The organism is Holospora elegans E1, assembly GCF_000648275.1.
GTDB lineage: Bacteria > Pseudomonadota > Alphaproteobacteria > Holosporales > Holosporaceae > Holospora > Holospora undulata_A.
Window position 1 is genome coordinate 1 of the sequence record NZ_BAUP01000039.1, and the last position, 17,629, is coordinate 17,629.

The 17,629-nt window shown below is 39.1% G+C and carries 11 protein-coding genes, 3 tRNA genes, 3 rRNA genes and 1 pseudogene; 11 read left to right on the plus strand and 7 right to left on the minus strand.

What is annotated here, in order from left to right:
• Positions 1-851: 851 nt before the first annotated feature.
• Positions 852-2,096, minus strand: a complete 1,245-nt coding sequence (locus HE1_RS06320) for a helix-hairpin-helix domain-containing protein (RefSeq protein WP_052567164.1) — start codon at positions 2,094-2,096, stop codon at positions 852-854.
• Positions 2,093-4,200: pseudogene (gene dnaE / locus HE1_RS06325) on the minus strand (DNA polymerase III subunit alpha); the annotation flags it as partial. The gene HE1_RS06320 and the pseudogene dnaE, both read right to left, overlap by 4 nt.
• A 505-nt stretch (positions 4,201-4,705) precedes the next feature.
• Between dnaE and HE1_RS10190 the strand changes: the two are divergent.
• A complete protein-coding gene (locus HE1_RS10190; RefSeq protein ID WP_052567170.1) occupies positions 4,706-4,900 on the plus strand; it encodes a transposase in 195 nt (64 codons plus the stop codon).
• 56 nt (positions 4,901-4,956) lie between these two features.
• Here the strand turns inward: HE1_RS10190 and HE1_RS08585 are convergent, their stop codons facing one another.
• Entirely contained in the window at positions 4,957-5,130 is a 174-nt protein-coding gene (locus tag HE1_RS08585) for a hypothetical protein (RefSeq protein WP_162531145.1), read from the minus strand.
• 352 nt (positions 5,131-5,482) lie between these two features.
• Between HE1_RS08585 and HE1_RS09885 the strand changes: the two genes are divergently transcribed.
• From HE1_RS09885 to rrf, 8 genes are all read left to right on the plus strand, one after another.
• Positions 5,483-5,605, plus strand: coding sequence for a hypothetical protein (locus tag HE1_RS09885; RefSeq protein WP_278243029.1), 123 nt, complete (start codon positions 5,483-5,485; stop codon positions 5,603-5,605).
• Between the two features lie 41 nt (positions 5,606-5,646).
• Entirely contained in the window at positions 5,647-5,829 is a 183-nt protein-coding gene (locus HE1_RS01025; RefSeq protein ID WP_035543657.1) for an IS630 transposase-related protein, read from the plus strand.
• Between the two features lie 299 nt (positions 5,830-6,128).
• Positions 6,129-6,281 carry a hypothetical protein gene (locus tag HE1_RS09250; RefSeq protein ID WP_162832702.1) on the plus strand — a complete coding sequence of 51 codons (153 nt, stop codon included), beginning with the start codon at positions 6,129-6,131 and terminating at the stop codon, positions 6,279-6,281.
• 1,208 nt (positions 6,282-7,489) lie between these two features.
• Positions 7,490-8,979, plus strand: a 16S ribosomal RNA gene (locus HE1_RS01030).
• Between the two features lie 86 nt (positions 8,980-9,065).
• A tRNA-Ile gene (locus HE1_RS01035) sits at positions 9,066-9,139 on the plus strand.
• A gap of 10 nt (positions 9,140-9,149) precedes the next feature.
• Positions 9,150-9,223, plus strand: a tRNA-Ala gene (locus HE1_RS01040).
• A 116-nt stretch (positions 9,224-9,339) separates the two neighbouring features.
• Positions 9,340-12,087: ribosomal RNA gene (locus tag HE1_RS01045) — 23S ribosomal RNA — on the plus strand.
• 38 nt (positions 12,088-12,125) lie between these two features.
• Positions 12,126-12,240, plus strand: a 5S ribosomal RNA gene (gene rrf / locus HE1_RS01050).
• The 16S, 23S and 5S rRNA genes sit together here with 2 tRNA genes alongside, the layout of an rRNA operon.
• A gap of 166 nt (positions 12,241-12,406) precedes the next feature.
• Here rrf and miaA read toward each other — a convergent pair.
• The 3 genes from miaA to HE1_RS01065 all read right to left on the minus strand — a co-directional run bounded on the left by miaA (position 12,407) and on the right by HE1_RS01065 (position 14,575).
• Positions 12,407-13,309, minus strand: a complete 903-nt coding sequence (miaA, locus tag HE1_RS01055; RefSeq protein WP_162531146.1) for a tRNA (adenosine(37)-N6)-dimethylallyltransferase MiaA — start codon at positions 13,307-13,309, stop codon at positions 12,407-12,409.
• A 613-nt stretch (positions 13,310-13,922) separates the two neighbouring features.
• Positions 13,923-14,474, minus strand: coding sequence for a ribosome-recycling factor (locus tag HE1_RS06900; protein ID WP_084490839.1), 552 nt, complete (start codon positions 14,472-14,474; stop codon positions 13,923-13,925).
• Positions 14,475-14,501: 27 nt separating this feature from the next.
• Positions 14,502-14,575: transfer RNA gene (locus HE1_RS01065), tRNA-Met, on the minus strand.
• A 184-nt stretch (positions 14,576-14,759) separates the two neighbouring features.
• Between HE1_RS01065 and HE1_RS01070 the strand changes: the two genes are divergently transcribed.
• Both HE1_RS01070 and HE1_RS01075 read left to right on the plus strand, forming a co-directional pair.
• Complete coding sequence (locus HE1_RS01070; protein WP_035543682.1) at positions 14,760-15,209, plus strand: hypothetical protein; 450 nt, start codon at positions 14,760-14,762, stop codon at positions 15,207-15,209.
• Positions 15,210-15,247: 38 nt separating this feature from the next.
• Positions 15,248-15,691 (plus strand): hypothetical protein, encoded by a 444-nt coding sequence (locus tag HE1_RS01075; protein WP_035543696.1) that lies wholly within the window; start codon positions 15,248-15,250, stop codon positions 15,689-15,691.
• A gap of 132 nt (positions 15,692-15,823) precedes the next feature.
• On the opposite strand, the gene gatB is transcribed toward HE1_RS01075, so the two are convergent.
• Complete coding sequence (gatB, locus tag HE1_RS01080) at positions 15,824-17,389, minus strand: Asp-tRNA(Asn)/Glu-tRNA(Gln) amidotransferase subunit GatB (protein WP_235075715.1); 1,566 nt, start codon at positions 17,387-17,389, stop codon at positions 15,824-15,826.
• Between the last annotated feature and the right edge of the window lie 240 nt (positions 17,390-17,629).

The window sequence follows — 17,629 nt, forward strand, 5'->3', positions numbered from 1 at the left end:
AAACAACTTATTGAGCTTTAAATCTGGACATTTTTATAAGTCTAAAGACTTTCTTTATCTAAATTTATAAAAAATCATAAAAAAGGATCCGTTATAAAAATTTTCCGCCTAAAAATCTATCATGCAAGAGCCCCTTGTTTGCGCAGCGTTAAGTTTGTTTTTCCTTTGCGCCTGCAGGTGCGTTAAGTCTTTCTATCGAGCCTGCTTGATTTACGAAGTCAGAGTTGTTCTAGTTATGTCGTGAATCTTTGCAACTTGACTAATGCCATGAGTCCTGGCTGAAATTGCCTCTGCTAATTTACGTGATATTCGTTCAGCTTTACCAATATTCCTAAGCTGATATTTTTCTTTTTCTTCGACCTGTGCGGTTGATAATTTTGATGAGGATGCCACTCTATTTAAGCTGTTGTTATACACCTATGATATACTTCTCCTCTTCTTAAAAGGAAATCATTATATGCTTATTTAGCAATGGGAATTGGTATTAGGTGTCATCCCACTTTTTTTACTGGTAAAATTGTTGATGTGAAAATACAGAAAGTATCTTTTCTTCAAGGTTTTTCTGTTCAGGTATAGTTTTTTCTACAGGTCGAATAATTCCAAAAGTATCATCTTCGGAAATTTGGTACTCATTAATCACTCTATTGATAGACTCTACAAAAATAAAATATAAAAGCTGATTAACTTTTTCTTTTATTTCTTACCTGCCAAGTATTAGAATTTATTAAGAAAAACGAGATTAGGTCAAAAAAGCTTCTCATAAAAGATGAACTTCCCATGTCTTTTTTACATGAACTTTCATAACGGCTTAGCTATATTCTTTAAGTTTAGTTAAATATGTGTTAATTTTTTTAATTGTCTTCCCAAAGAGATTTCCAAGATTCTTTGTGTTGAGCAGTCAAATTAAACCCTTTAGGTAACGTTCCTGAGACGGTTCCTTTGTCTTGAATAGATATAACAAACCGAACCTGAACATTTCCAGGGCCTGCGGTTTTTAAAAATTCTTCAAGTAGGTCTATACTGTTTGAACTTTTGATAAAACACGCCCACACTTCATCAGGAAAAGACAACGCTGCAATATCTTGAGTAATTAACCGAACAGCTTGTTCTTCAAGGCGTCCTGCAATTTTAAGATCTAGCGCTTGACCTGGAGTAAGTAAATCTCGATATTTTGTTAAAAGATCTGAAAAAAGCGTAATTTCATAATTTCCTTCTCCATCAGAAAGCGTGATAAAAGCATATTTTTTTCCTCCTTTACTAACTTTTTCTTTTACCGCCATAACCATACCACACATGCGAAAAGATTGATTTTTTCGAATATATAAAGACATTTTTTCCATATCTTGCGATCTTACTACATCAGGAGAATTTTGTAAAAATAACGTCAGTGGGTGGGAATTTAAATAAAATCCAAACGCTTGTCGTTCATATTCTAAAGTTTCGAAATTCCCCCAGGCAGGGGAAGATTGAAGACAAAGAGAAGATATTTCTGTAGGAAACAGCGTATCTGCTGCCACGGGCTGCGCACTAAATTTTAGCAATCGATCTATACTGTGCATCAAAGTACTTCGATGAGGAAAAAGTCCGTCTAAAGCCCCCGCTGTAATTAGTGCTTCAAGTTGCTTTTTATTCAAAGTACAGCTCAGTCGATGAAGAAGATTTTCTAAAGAACTAAATGGCCCATTTAGCTCTCTTTCTTTTTGCAAGTTTTCCATTGCTTGCGTCCCCACATTTTTTAATGCTGCCAGCCCATAGCGAATAACTTTTTTGTCTTCTCCCTTAAACAATGCATGAGAATCATTTACGCAAGCTGGAGCAATTTGTATTCCCATACGTTTTGCTTCTGAAACAAATAACCGAAGCTTATCTGTATTATGGATATCGCAATTCATAAGACTTTCCATAAAAACTTCAGGATAATTCGCTTTCAGATAAGCAGTTTGATACGATATTAGTGCATAGGGAACTGCGTGAGCCTTTGGAAAAGCGTACCCTGCGAACTTTGCAATTTGATCGAAAAAATGACTCGCAATCTCGCGACTCCCTCCTTGTTTTTGCAAAACTCTGTCTATAAATGTGTGCCGCTGCGTGTTCATTTCTGACTTTTTTTTTTCCCCATAGCTCTTCGAAGTAAGTCAGCTTCCCCCAGACTGTACCCTGCTAAACATTGAGCAATTTTTAGTACTTGTTCCTGGTAAACCATAACTCCAAATGTGGGCTTAAGAATATCCTCGAGTATAGGATATTCATAGGTAATGACCTCTCTTTTATGACGGCAAGCGATGTATCTTGGAATTTCGTCCATAGGACCGGGGCGGTACAGTGCCACCAATGCAATAATTTCCTCAAACGATTCTGGTTGTAGCTGGCGTAAAACATCGCTCATCCCAGTGCTTTCAAGTTGAAAAATTCCCACAGTTTCTACGCGTCTTAATAATTCATAAGTGGCAGGGTCATTTAAAGAAATTTGTGAAAGTTCTAAGTAAATTCCTTTGTTTTTTAAAACGTTCACCGCATTTTGTAAAATTGTTAGAGTTTTTAATCCTAAAAAATCAAATTTTACTAATCCACACGCTTCAATGTACTTCATAGAAAATTCTGTAGCGGGCAAAGTGCTGTTTTGGTCTTGGTAAAGAGGAACTTTTTTAGCCAATGGTTCGTCAGAAATAATAACACCAGCAGCATGGGTTGCCGCGTGACGGTATAGCCCTTCTAAAGGTTTTGCTGTTTCAATAAGGGTGCGCACATGTTCATCTTCTTCCCACATCCGCATAAGGGCAGGTTCTTGCTTTAGAGCTTCATCCAATGTGACTGGATTTGTAGGCTGCTGCGGAATAAGTTTGCAAATCGTATCTACCTGACGATAAGGCATTTGCAATACGCGCCCCACATCTCGAAGAACTGCTCGCGCTTGCAGTGTACCAAAAGTGATGATGTGTGCTACCCGATCTTTTCCATATTTTTCTGCAACATAAGCAATGACTTCATCTCGGCGTTCTTGACAAAAGTCCACGTCAAAGTCTGGCATGCTTACTCGTTCTGGATTCATAAAACGCTCAAAAACCAATTCAAATTCTACTGGATCTACGTCCGTAATATCCAAACAAAATGCAATCAAGGAACTTGCCCCAGATCCCCGCCCTGGCCCAACAGGAATATTATTTTTTTTGCCCAACGGATAAAGTCTGAAACGATTAAAAAGTATCCAGAAAATCCCATAGGCTCTATAATGCTTCTTTCGTAAGACAATCGGTGCATATAGCGTTGGCGAACTTCTTCTTGATCTACGGATTTTGGTAATTTTGGAAAAATATGCTTCAGCAGTCGGCGCTCTAGCCCCTTTTGGCTTTCAATGTGAAGAAGCTCTTTTTCATTTTCGCAAGGGAAGGATGGAATGCGAACGGAACAAGGCTCTAATAGAAATCCAATCCTTTGAAAAAATTGATAAGTATTGCTTAGTGCTTCAGGAATATCAGAAAATAAACTCTCCATTTCTTTTTGAGTCTTAAAACAATATTCTGGAGAAAGTTTCGGGCGATCTTCTTCTATCACATAGCGTCCAAGAGCAATGCATCGCAATGCATCGTGAGCAGAAAAATCTTTTGCATCCATAAAAAAAGCAGGATTCGTCGCCAAAAGAGGGATGTTTTCTTGGTAGGCAAGTTGAATGCATACCTCGTCTAAGGCTCTAGAGGTATTATCACATCGTTGTAATTCAATATAAAGGTGATCTTTATAGATTTCTTGAAGAAGATTTAAGGCTTCTTGAGCTTCTTTAGGTTTATTTTGCCCCAAAAGACCATACAACGGACCGAATTTTCCTCCTGTGGTTAAGATTAACCCTTGGGAAAATTTCTTTAATTGTTCAAGTGTTATTTTCTCTCGCATCGTGTCGGTATTATGCACGGTAGAATAGCTAATAAGTTGGCATAAATTTTCGTATCCTTGAGAGGTTTTGACCCACAATCCCACATCCCAGCAATGATTTTGAAGAACCAAAGTAACATTACATCCCAAAATAGGAAAAATCTTTGCGCGTTTACACGCCAGAGAAAATTCCATTGCACTAAACAAATGATGCTGATCACACAATCCTAAGGCAGGCATTTGCAACTTTTTTGCAGTATCAATAAGCTCAGGAATCCGAATGGAGCTTTCTAATAAAGAATAAGAGCTGTGATTACGAAGCGCAATGTACACGCAAAAAAACTCGCTAAATTTAATAATTTATTGTTATTTTGAATGAAAATATCAAAAAAGTCTACGGTACCTTTAATACATTTTTATAAAGTAAAAAAATCATATGTACATATTTCACATGTCTTGGTCAGATTTTGATATCGAAAAAAGATCTACGCAGATTGTTAATAAAAGTAAACTTTTTTTTGTTGAATGAATTTCATCAATATTTTATGATTTTTTTACAAATATTAAGTTAAAATTTTTTCTTTATTTTGTTGATCTATTCATGTCTTCAAACCTCTGATTCCTTTATTATTATAAATATTTTTTACCCATAATAAATAATTTTTTTGACGAAGTTTCGTAACGGTAACGCACTAATAAAAAAAGTATCAGTACTTAATCATTTTAAAATACTATATCTAAAACATCACAAAAAGAATATGACAATGAAGCTGGATAGAGTTAGAACCTGTATTCATAAATAGAAAAGTGTGATATAAATGGCCTGAAGATGTAGAAGATGAATTATCCAAGCGATTTAAAAGAGAGGAATGTGATAAAGCATCATTTTGATAGCGGCAATTACGGAAAGAGAAGCAAATACAACAAAGAAGAGGGGGTTAACGAAGTATTTTATATGATCAAGAGCGGTTGTCAATGGCGCATTCTACCAAAAGATTTTCCACCATATTGGACGGTACATTCAGATGCATGAACTTGATAAGACAAGCCGAATTAAGTATGAAAGGAGCAAAAATCCCAGCTATAGCATCATTCACAAAGTGTTAACCCCACAGGCACATCAGAAAAAACAGGTATGGATGGGGGAAAAAAAGATAAAAGGACGTAAGTGGTGTTGATAGGCAAGGCAATCTGATCCATATCACGGTTCATAAGGCCAATGACACAGGTGCTGGGTGCAGAGTTTTTAAGGAAGCGGTGCAAAAAATCCTACATTAAAGGAAGCGTGGCAGAAGCTGGATATAGAAACCCCACGGAGGAATTTGTGAGAGCTCTATTGAATAAAACTATAGTATCTCAGAGCGTATATCTCAAGGATGGCCATACTTCCAACGTGTTGGATTGTCGAAAGAAGATTTGCATGGCTAAATCATTTTCGAAGGGTATCTAAAGATTGTGAAATTGCCATAGCGACTGCTGAAAACATGAGTATGATAGTCCATTCCATGATCCTATTAAGAAAGTTAGCTAAATCATGCATACAGGCTCTAGGGGAGACGATACCGTTTCCCGATACTATAGTAATTTAGGTTAAATCAGGTGCAATAAAAGGAAAATGACAAAGAGCTGTAGCAACGATTTAAGACAAAGGGGAATAGAATATTTAGATGAGGGGGCGGGTATATTGAAGCATCGCACCTATTTAAAAAAGTGTAGCTGCGATAGGCAGGTGGCATAGAAAATACAGACAAAAAGGTAGTTATTTTCCTAAGAGGCGTGATGGATCAAAAAAAGATTGACTTAGAAAAGCTTGAAGCGTACGTCAAAGAAACCCAAGATATGACCTTGAAAAAAAGCTACTCAAGCATTTGGGGTGCAATCAGTTACAGGTTAAAAAGATTAGGCTATAGCTTAAAAAAAAGACTTTTCGTACGCGAAAGCAAGCCAAGAAAAGCGAAGTAAAGAAAAGCGAATTCAGTATCAAGAGATAAAAAGAATATGACAATTAAGCATCATATAATTAAAGTTATAACATATTCATTAGATTTTCGAAAAAAAGTATTAAAAACAAAGCACGGTTTGTCATGTGAAAAAGTAGCCGCTAGATTTTGCATATCTAAATCAGCAAAGTGTTTAACTAAAGATATTTTTTGTTAAAAATAGCAAAGGAGGTCCTTTGAAAGCCTCTAAAAAATTTTGTTAATGTTCTGATTGCTTTAAAAGCGGTTTTGTTCGAGGGGGCAGCGGTACAAATGTAAAAAATGTGGAAAAAATTTCATGTAAACTCAGGTGTTCCCGAGAAAAACAAGCTCAAAGCCCTCGTTTTATACGCAAGCGGCCTTTTAATGAACCAAATAAAGAACCTACGCGTAGCAAATAGGATTAAGTCTGTTTTGTTATCTGACAAAGGGTGAAGCGCGTAAAATTGCTAATGCTCTTCTGATTGACGATCGTAGAAGAGTATAAGGAGGATCGAAAGTTAATGGTGTCAAGCGGGGACTCTGTAAGCAAGCTGAAGTTTCACAAACAGCGGAACTTATCGCACATTTGGAAAGCCATAACGTATATGAAAGTGAGCGATATATCTTAAAAAGGGAAGTGTGAAAATGTAATAGCTTACACAACACAAAAGATAATTAGTTAAGCTGTTCCTAGAGATTTAATTTATAATCTATTGCTATAGATTTACGCTTAATAAGTTTCTATTCAATAAAGTCTCAGAAAAGCTTACATTTTCAGAAGTTTTGTAAGGTGGGGAAACCTTCTAAAAGATATTAGGGGCTTTCCAGATTTCTACTGAGCAGGCAAAACGCCTGAATATCAGTGCAAGTGGAAGCAAGTAAGTGCTTAGGAGGTTATCTCAAAGCAGGTACAGCAAAGAGATCTGAATTTTCGAAAAAAGTTAAGAGTATAGGAGAGTTAAGGCTGTTCTACCATTTGATCGATGAAAGAAGATTTTCTCATGACAAGCCAAGGCTTCAAGAATTTCCCTAAAGAGGCTTTTTGGTTTTTGCGCTCATGATGGGGGGGGGGGAGAAGAAAGAAGTTCTGGAAAAGGCTAGACACAAACTTATTTATTTACCTTCGTAGATCATTAACTCTATTAAACATAAGTGGGTCTAGGCAAGGTTTGAAGAAAAAAGTCAATGTACCAATAGAAACACTCTTTCCAGAAACGCTCTTTCCTGACTACAATTTTCCGTTTTGTATTGTGGGAGCTAAGGTTTCCAAAGCGTTCTAATAAAAAACAGCATTCATTGAATATTCCAAAGCGGTTAAAGAATTGATAGACAGGGGATGGGAGTGGATATATCTGAATTAAATTTTTTTTATTAGGGGATTATTTGAATTTTACAGTCAAGAGATTGTAAGAAAAGGGGTGTAATTTGAAAAGAAGGGAGAATAGAGTGTGAAAGGAGGGGGGGGGTAAAAAAGAAAAAGAAGATGAGGCAAAAAAAAAAGAAAAGGGGTGTTGACAGTAGGAAGGAAGGAGGGTAGGATAAGAACAGATCTTTGAGGAAGTAAAGAAAAAGAGAGATAAACAGTCAACACGTTTATCCCGTTAATTAGAATAAAAAGTAGAGTAGCTAGGGTGCTAAGCTGAAGAGTTTAGCATAAAGCAAAACATGAGAGTTTGATCCTGGCTCAGAACGAACGCTGGCGGCATGCTTAACACATGCAAGTCAAACGAGAGGCAGCAATGTCTCTAGTGGCAAACGGGTGAGTAACGCGTGGGAATCTGCCTTTTGGAGGGGGACAACCGAGGGAAACCTTGGCTAATACCGCATATACTTAGAAATAAGAAAAGATTTATCGCCAAAAGATGAGCCCGCGTCAGATTAGGTAGTTGGTGGGGTAAAGGCCTACCAAGCCTACGATCTGTAGCTGGTCTGAGAGGATGATCAGCCACACTGGGATTGAGATACGGCCCAGACTCCTACGGGAGGCAGCAGTGAGGAATATTGGACAATGGGGGAAACCCTGATCCAGCAATGCCGCGTGAATGAAGAAGGCCTTCGGGTCGTAAAATTCTTTTACTCGTGAAGATGATGACGGTAACGAGAGAAAAAGCCCCGGCTAACTCTGTGCCAGCAGCCGCGGTAATACAGAGGGGGCTAGCGTTGTTCGGAATAACTGGGCGTAAAGGGTGCGTAGGTGGTTTTTTAAGTGAGATGTTAAATACCCGGGCTTAACCTGGGGGGTGCGTTTCAAACTGGAAGACTAGAGTGCGGTAGAGGAAAGTGGAATTCCTAGTGTAGAGGTGAAATTCGTAGATATTAGGAGGAACATCAGAGGCGAAAGCGACTTTCTGGTCCGTAACTGACACTGAGGCACGAAAGCGTGGGGAGCAAACAGGATTAGATACCCTGGTAGTCCACGCCCTAAACGATGAGTGCTAGACGTCAGCTTTATAAGTTGGTGTCGCAGCTAACGCATTAAGCACTCCGCCTGAGGACTACGATCGCAAGATTAAAACTTAAAGGAATTGACGGGGGCCCGCACAAGCGGTGGAGCATGTGGTTTAATTCGTCAACACGCGAAGAACCTTACCAGCTCTTGACATGGGAGTTACCGATTCTAGAGATAGAATCTTCGGTTCGGCCGGACTCCACACAGGTGCTGCATGGCTGTCGTCAGCTCGTGTCGTGAGATATTGGGTTAAGTCCCGCAACGAGCGCAACCCTTGTCCTTATTTGCTAACAGGTAATGCTGAGGACTATAAGGAGACTGCCGGTGATAAATCGGAGGAAGGAGAGGATGACGTCAGGTCCTCATGGCCCTTATGGGCTGGGCTACACACGTGCTACAATGGTGGCGACAAAGGGAAGCAACGGGGAGACCCTGAGCAAATCCTAAAACGTCATCTCAGTTCGGATTGTTCTCTGCAACTCGAGAACATGAAGTTGGAATCGCTAGTAATCGTGGATCAGCACGCCACGGTGAATACGTTCACGGGCCTTGTACACACCGCCCGTCAAGCCATGGGAGTTGATTCTACCTGAAACCAGTGAGCTAACCGAAAGGAGGCAGCTGACTATGGTGGGGTTGATGACTGGGGTTAAGTCGTAACAAGGTAGCCGTAGGGGAACCTGCGGCTGGATCACCTCCTTTCTATGAGGCAGGAAGAAAAGTACTGCAACGATAGGAACTGGGGTAACGCGTGTTGACTGTTTATCTCTCTGAGATCAAAAGGTACCGGGCTAGTAGCTCAGCTGGTCAGAGCGCACGCTTGATAAGCGTGAGGTCGTAGGTTCAAGTCCTACCTGGCCCACTTTCGTAATGGGGGTGTAGCTCAGCTGGTCAGAGCGCGTGCTTTGCAAGCATGAGGCCATCGGTTCGACTCCGATCATCTCCACCTTTTTGGGTCCAAGAAGATAATCTTTGATAAGTGTATAAGAATGGGTAATAAAAAATTCAATTGTCTAATATTGTAAAAATTAGATAAAAGTTTAAAAATTTAACATGAGTGTAAATCAAGCGTTATAAGAGCATTTAGTGGATGCCTTGGCATTGAGAGGCGATGAAGGACGTGAAAGACTGCGAAAAGCTGCGGGGAGGAGTCAATATCCATTGATCCGCGGATATCCGAATAGGGAAACCTACCGCAATAGCGGTATCTTAGTCTGAATTCATAGGACTTAAGAAGCGAACCCAGCGAACTGAAACATCTAAGTAGCTGGAGGAAAAGAAATCAACCGAGACTCCGAAAGTAGTGGCGAGCGAAATCGGACCAGGCCAGTGCATTTTTAATTGGAACTAGAATTCTTTTGGAAAAGGAAGCAAAAAAGGGTGATAGCCCCGTATAGGTAACCGATTAGAAGTGACAAGAGTAGGGCGGGACACGTGAAATCCTGTTTGAACATGGGGGGACCATCCTCCAAGCCTAAGTACTCCTCAGTGACCGATAGTGAACAAGTACCGTGAGGGAAAGGTGAAAAGTATCCCGATAAGGGAGGTGAAATAGTATCTGAAACTGAATGCTTACAATGCAGTCGGAGCAGCGAATAGGCTGTGACGGCGTACCTCTTGTATCATGGGTCAGCGAGTTTGTTTGTGAAGCGAGCTTAAGTCGTTAGATGTAGGCGAAGCGAAAGCGAGTCTTAATAGGGCGTATAGTTTCACGAATAAGACCCGAAACCAGGTGATCTAGCCATGAACAGGCTGAAGGTGCGGTAATGCGTGCTGGAGGGCCGAACCATATGCTGTTGCAAAAGTTGTGGATGATTTGTGGTTAGGGGTGAAAGGCCAATCAAACCTGGAAATAGCTGGTTCTCCGCGAAATCTATTTAGGTAGAGCGTTGTATGTTTCTTTTTGGGGGTAGAGCACTGAATGGGCTAAGGGGAAGCGATTCTTACTAAACCCAACCAAACTCCGAATACCAAAAAGCTAAGTACAGCAGACAGACGGCGGGCGATAACGTCCGTCGTCGAAAGGGAAACAACCCTAACCACCATCTAAGGTCCCTAAGTCATCACTCAGTGGGTAAGGAGGTGGATTGACCAAGACAGCTAGGAGGTTGGCTTAGAAGCAGCCATCCTTTAAAGAAAGCGTAATAGCTCACTAGTCTAATTAAGTCGATCTGCGCCGAGAATGTAACGGGGCTAAAGTGATGCACCGAAGATGTGGGCTTTTCGAAAGAAAAGCGGTAGCGGAGCGTTCTGTAAGTCGTTGAAGAAAGATTGTGAAGTCTTTTGGAGATATCAGAAGTGAGAATGCTGACATGAGTAACGTAAAGAAGTGTTAAAAACACTTCCGCCGAAAGTCCAAGGGTTCCTGCGCAAGGGTAATCCACGCAGGGTTAGCCGGCCCCTAAGGCGAGGACGAAAGTCGTAGTCGATGGGAATCAGGTTAAAATTCCTGAGCCAGCTGGAGATGACGAAGGAAAAATGATGTTAGTTCTAAATGGATTGAGCTAGCTATGTTTTTTCTTCCAGGAAATAATCCCAGCAATAGACCGTACCCCAAACCGACACTGGTGGACAAGTAGAGTATACTAAGGCGCTTGAGAGAATGATGTTGAAGGAACTCGGCAAATTGACTCCGTAACTTCGGGATAAGGAGTGCCTTGATGGGGGAAACCCTATTAAGGTGGCACATAAGAGGGAGTAGCGACTGTTTAACTAAAACACAGGGCTCTGCGAAGAAGAAATTCGATGTATAGGGTCTGACGCCTGCCCGGTGCTGGAAGGTTAAGAGGAGGTGTGCAAGCACTGAATTGAAGCCCCAGTAAACGGCGGCCGTAAATCTAACGGTCCTAAGGTAGCGAAATTCCTTGTCGGGTAAGTTCCGACCTGCATGAATGGCGTAACGACTTCTCCACTGTCTCCAACATCAACTCAGTGAAATTGAATTCTCCGTGAAGATGCGGAGTACCCGCGGTTAGACGGAAAGACCCCGTGCACCTTTACTATAGCTTTGCATTGGTACAAGGTAGATTTTGTGTAGAATAGGTGGGAGGCTTTGAAGCATTGGCGCTAGCTGGTGTGGAGCCAACCTTGAAATACCACCCTGAATCTATTTGGTATCTAACTGAGCGCTGTCATCCAGCGCCAGGACCATGCATGGTGGGTAGTTTGACTGGGGCAGTCGCCTCCTAAATTGTAACGGAGGCGCGCGATGGTAAGCTCAGGCTGGACAGAAATCAGCTGTAGCGTGCAATGGCACAAGCTTGCCTGACTGTAAGACATACAAGTCGAACAGAGACGAAAGTCGGTCATAGTGACCCGGTGATCCCTCATGGAAGGGTCATCGATCAACGGATAAAAGGTACGCCGGGGATAACAGGCTTATCCCTCCCAAGAGTTCTTATCGACGGGGGGGTTTGGCACCTCGATGTCGGCTCATCGCATCCTGGGGCTGTAGAAGGTCCCAAGGGTTTGGCTGTTCGCCAATTAAAGCGGTACGTGAGCTGGGTTCAGAACGTCGTGAGACAGTTCGGTCCCTATCTGCCGTGGGTGTTAGAAAATTGAGAGGATCTTTCCCTAGTACGAGAGGACCGGGATGGACGTACCTCTGGTGTACCAGTTGTTTTGCCAAAAGCAGTGCTGGGTAGCTATGTACGGACTAGATAACCGCTGAAAGCATCTAAGCGGGAAACTAACCTCAAAACTAATTTTCTCTATGAGGACTGTGGTAGACTACCACGTTGATAGGCTGAATGTGTAAGAAGGGTAACCTTTTTAGCTAATCAGTACTAATCGTCCCATTGGCTTGATTTACATTCATGTTAGATTTTGTTACCCATAGGTGTTTATGGACTGGTGACTAGAGCAAGCGGAAAACACACGATCCCATTTCGAACTCGACCGTTAAGACGCTTAGCGCTGATGATATTTCGTCTTAAGGCGTGAAAAAGTAGGTCGTTGCCAGTCTTTAAGCATCTTTTTTTCTTATATTTTTTTTATGTTTATTTTTTTCATTTTTTTTATATTCTACAGCTTTTTTTGTCTTGGATCTTCTTATATTTTTCTTGAATTTTTTATAAATAAATAAATATTTTTTTTATCCTTACCTATTCAATTTTATATGCTCTTAGTTTTATTCTAATATTATCTTTTTGTCTGGAATAAAACGATGATGGAACCAGGTTTTTTGACGTTTTGCATATTGCCAAGTTTCCGTTAAAAATTTTTCTTGCGTTTCTTTCCATGAGAATTCTCCTCTTTCCCAGGATTTTAATATCTTTATTCCAATTGCGCGACTTAAGGGAGAATCTGGACTAAGAGAAAACTCAAAAACCTCTTGAAGTAGTCCGTTGCGACATGCTTGATCAAATCGTTCTCGAATTCGTTTCTGTAGTAGAAATTTTTCACAGAAAATATAAATTTTATACCAAGAGCAATAAGAAAGGGGACGTGTCTTCGGGCGTTTTTGCCAACAAGATAAAGGAATTTTTGTAGAAAAATAAACACGCAATGCTCTTAAAATTCTTTGTTTATCTTGCTTCATTATTTTTTTTGCGGAAATCGAATCTACGTAGTCTAATATTTCATAAAGCGAATAATTTGGATATTTTTTTAATAATTCCGATTCATCTATGGGCTCTATTGGTGGAAAAGGACTTAGACCTTGTTCTAGAGCTTGAAAGTAAAATCCTGATCCTCCCACTAATATGGGAAGATATCCTGCATCGTGGCATTCATGAATTTCTTTCATGGCATCTTGGATCCATTGTTTTACATCCCGTTTCGGTTCTTTATTAGGAACGTACTGGTAAAGTTTGTGAGAAATTTCTCTTTGCTCGCTTAAAGAAGGTTGAGCAGTTAACAATGGAAGCCCCTGGTATATTTGCTGGCTGTCTGCATTGATAATGACCCCGTTATATTTTTTTGCTATTTCAAAAGCTAGCCCACTTTTTCCACAAGCAGTAGCTCCCGCTATACACATCAGGGGAAAAGGTTTTTGTAGAAAAGTTTCTAAGTCTAAGTTTTTTCTTATCAACTTACTTTTTTTTAATTCTCCTCCCAGTATAACACTAAAAATTATATCAAAACATCCCCTCATGGATAAAAAACAATTAAAAGCTTTTTATAAAAGAAAAAATTTTATAAAATTTTACAGATCAACGAATTTGCAATGTCTAAAATCATACGCCCCCCTCACTTTTAAGAAGGAGTAAACATGAATGCAGATATAATGTTTGCAGAATGAAGGGTAAGAAAGTATTTTATTGAATATTAAGTTTAATTGACAAACAAAACTTTCGGCACCATGCCTTAACAGTGAATTTCTTCTGACATTTGAAAGAGTATTCCAAAGATTTGAGTGATCCAAAACTCAAATTGTAGGAAAAAATCAAAGAAGACTATCTTATTATCTGCTCAAACTTTTCAAAAAATCAAGACCAAATTTTTAAGACTATAAGAAAAGATGGAGAATATTCAAAAATATGAAAACTAAAGGCTTGAATCTCGAAAAATCCTATATCAAATATCTTAAGAGACTTTTTAAACTTAGATTATTACAGCTCTTTCTTGTTTGGTATTACTTGTGGGGTGTTCAAAAACGTGCAAAAAAATAATTTTTTTTACTCCGGCAATTTAATAAAAATTCATCAAATATTCTTTACAACTAGCTCCTGCTTTTTCGCCAAAATATCTACTTTTTCTACGTAGCTATTAACCGTCCTATCTACATCATGCCTAAACTTTCGGACTAAATCTTCTGAGATGTTCTCTTCTTTTTTTCGCTTTTCAATTCCGTCTAAAACAGATCTACGCTGATTTCGAAAGCCAATTTTAACTTCTTCGGCGTACTGAAAAGAAATTCTGACAAGCTCATTGCGGCGTTCTTCAGTAGGAGTTGGAATTGGAACAGAAAAACGGTTTCCCTCTATATTTGGACTGTAAGATGCCTTTCTCAGAACTTTTTCTACTGAATTTTTGATCGAAGGATCCCAAACTTCTACGACTAAAAGCTGCGCTTGAGGTGCGGAAATAGAAGAAACCTTTCCTAAATTCTGCTTTCCTCCATAAACGTCTATAGGCAAATTTTCCAAAAGTTCCGGCCGGGCACGCCCCACCCTTAACCCTAAAAATCTTTTTTCTAACGCGCCTAAGCCAAGACTCAATTCACGCTCAAGATCTTTCAAAATTTTTTCTGTCATGAGTTTATATTCCGTACATTTAATTCCTAGCGGAAGAGGGATTTGAACCCCCGACCTGCGGATTATGATTCCGTCGCTCTAACCAACTGAGCTACCCCGCCTTTGGTTTTGATTCTATCACGTTTTTTTTGAAAAAAAAAGAGTGCGCGCTACATAAAAGCGTCTTTTATAATAAAATATTTTAATAGAAAACGAAAAATGTAAAGTTTTTTTATATTCTATGTTGTTAATTATATTTTGGCTTTTAGAGATTAAAATCTTAGAAAATACCACATAGTTAAATATATGAAAAAATATGTTTTAATATTATGGTTGTTCAGTATTCGTGCATATAGTTTTGATTTTTCTAAAGTTAACCCTACTGCGTGGCCACAATCTATTTCTGGAACCCCTTTATCAGGGGCTATAAACAGCCCTCTTTCAAGCCAATTTTTAAAAGAGAAAGTTGAAACTTTATCACCTACTGCTTCTTTTGTTTCTAACGATTCTAATGATATTAGTAAAATCTCGAAAAATTCTTCCAATGCAGTAAATAAAATTATCGATTATTCAGCTAAAAATGCTCCGCCAATCATTAATAAAGCTTCAGATACTATTCACAATATTTTAGATGTTTCTTCTAATAAAATAGACAAAATAATTGACAAAATTTCAGACGAGAGCACTAAACCCGCTTCAGAACCCCCTGTCCAAAACGTATTAACTCCTTTAAAAATAACAGCTTATCACCTCTAAATTCGTCTTCTATTTCGACAATACTCCCGCAATTATCAATGAGTACTGGAACGAGTGAACTTTCTGGACTTTCTTCTCTAACCTCTTCTCTATCTCTTCCCTCTACACTATCGTCCCCTTCACTTGCATTAAGCTCTCCCAAGATAAGCTCTATGCCCTCTTCATCTGAAAACAAAGTTACGATATCTGCCCCGCCTTCCTCTGACGCGTACCTTCCTCCGGTTGCGGTGTATTGCGAGGATGGAGCACAAATGGGACTTTTGGCTATCCAAAAAAATGCATTAAATGCTTCAATTCCTTCAAAAGCAAAAGGAACTCCAGTACTAGAAAATACAGAAAAAACCCCTGTTCCTCAAGGTCAGCTTGCTCTCAGTAACCTTAAAAATCTATGCAATACTAAAAAAGGTGTAAATATTGAACGTCTAAAGAAAGATTTGGAAAAACACAAGTACAGCATCAGCGCTGTTAAAAAAATAAAGTAAGCATACCCTTTTTAATAAAATTCTACCAAAAACTTTCTTCCCTTTTCTGTATAAAGAAAAAAATCTGCTATACGCTATGGGAAGATCGATTCAAAAATAGCACCTAAAAAATCTCATAAAGCGGTTCTTAGTTTAAAGATCTTCTTTTTTTCCTAGAGATTGAAGATAGTCTTTCCAAAGGTTTTGAAGCTGTTCTGGATTTCCTCTTCCATTTAGTTTTTTCATGGTTTGTCCCAAAAAAAACATAAGTAACTTTTCTTTACCAGACAAATATGCTTGAACTTGATGAGGATTTTCTGCATGAATCTCTTTTAATACCTCCATCAACTGTTCTTGAGTTTTCCCTTTTAGATCTATATTTTTTTTCTGCATTATTTCCTTAACACTTAGCCCATGATCTAACATTTCTTGAAAAATTTCTTTTGCTATGGGTGTGGAAACGATCTTTTCTGTTACGCATAAAATAAATTCCGCAAATTGAGAAGGAGAAAAACGCACTTCTTCCTTAATTCTTTCTTTATGCGTTATTTTTGAAAACAAGGGGCCGCTGATCCAGTTAGACGCCACTTTACTTAAATTAGATTTATTGTTTTCTAAAGTTTCTTTTGGTACAGCATTTAAAGTTTCTTCAAAAAAATCGGCAACTTCTGATATCTCTGTTAAAACAAAACTATCGTATTCTGATAACTGAAAATTTTGCATAAAGCGCTTACGCCTTGCATCAAAAAGCTCTGGTAAAGAACTATAAATCTTTTGCACCCAATCTTTTTCAATGCATACTGTTGGTAAATCGGGATCAGGAAAATACCGATAATCTTGCGCTTCCTCTTTAGAGCGCATACTAAAAGTTACCCCCGCTTTTTCATCAAACCCTCTGGTTTCTTGAACTAGCGGGGTTTTTTGCTCTAATTGCTGGATTTGCCTTGAAATTTCGTAATACAAAGCAGCCTTTAAAAACCGAACAGAATTCATATTTTTAATTTCTACACGGGTTCCTAAAACTCCGCTTTCTGGACTCACAGAAATATTGACATCAAAACGCATTTGCCCTTTTTCCATATCTCCATCACTGGTCTTTGTATAGCGCGCAATGCGTTGAATATGTTCTACATAGGCAGCTGCCTCTTCCGGGGACGAAAGATCGCACTGAGAAACAATTTCCATCAATCCTACGCCAGCGCGATTAAAATCAATCAAAGACTCTCCACTTGAATCGTGCAGACTTTTCCCCGCATCTTGTTCAAGGTGAAGTCGATGAATCCGCACTGTTTTTTCATACCGAGGAGTTAAACAAGGGCAATCCACCACGATGGAGACTTCTCCGCGCTCTACTAAAGGATAGCGTTGCTGAGAAATTTGGTATCCTGATGGATTGTCTGGATAAAAATAGTGTTTGCGATCAAAAACACAATACGCATTCACTGTTCCCTTTATGGCAAGCCCCATACGAATCCCTTGTTCAACAGAAGAACGGTTAAGAACAGGAAGCATTCCAGGAAAAGCCATATCCACAAAATCAACACAATGATTAGCAATCAGAGGTTCTGCGCCTACTGGAGCAGAAGAAAAAATCTTTCTTGCGCTCTTGATTTGAAGATGAGTTTCAAGCCCAATGTAAGCATAAAACCTATTCCCCAAAGAAGATGTATAAAATATAGAGTTGTTTTCAGGTGAAAAAGAAGGGACCACAGTAAACACAGCGCTCAAAAAAAGATCAAAGCTTTTTATGAGGATACAAGATGTTTGTGAAAAAGACAATGGTCGCTTTTACTTGGATAAAAAATCAAAATTTTGGTGCTTTTAAACAGCGCATATACTCATGCTGAATGAAATAGTTTAAAAGTTTAATTTTATGTGTTAATAATTTTTTTTATGCAAAGATTTCTGAAAGAAGAAGATCGTGTTGCGTTAAGAACGCAGCAGATAGGATTAAGGCAG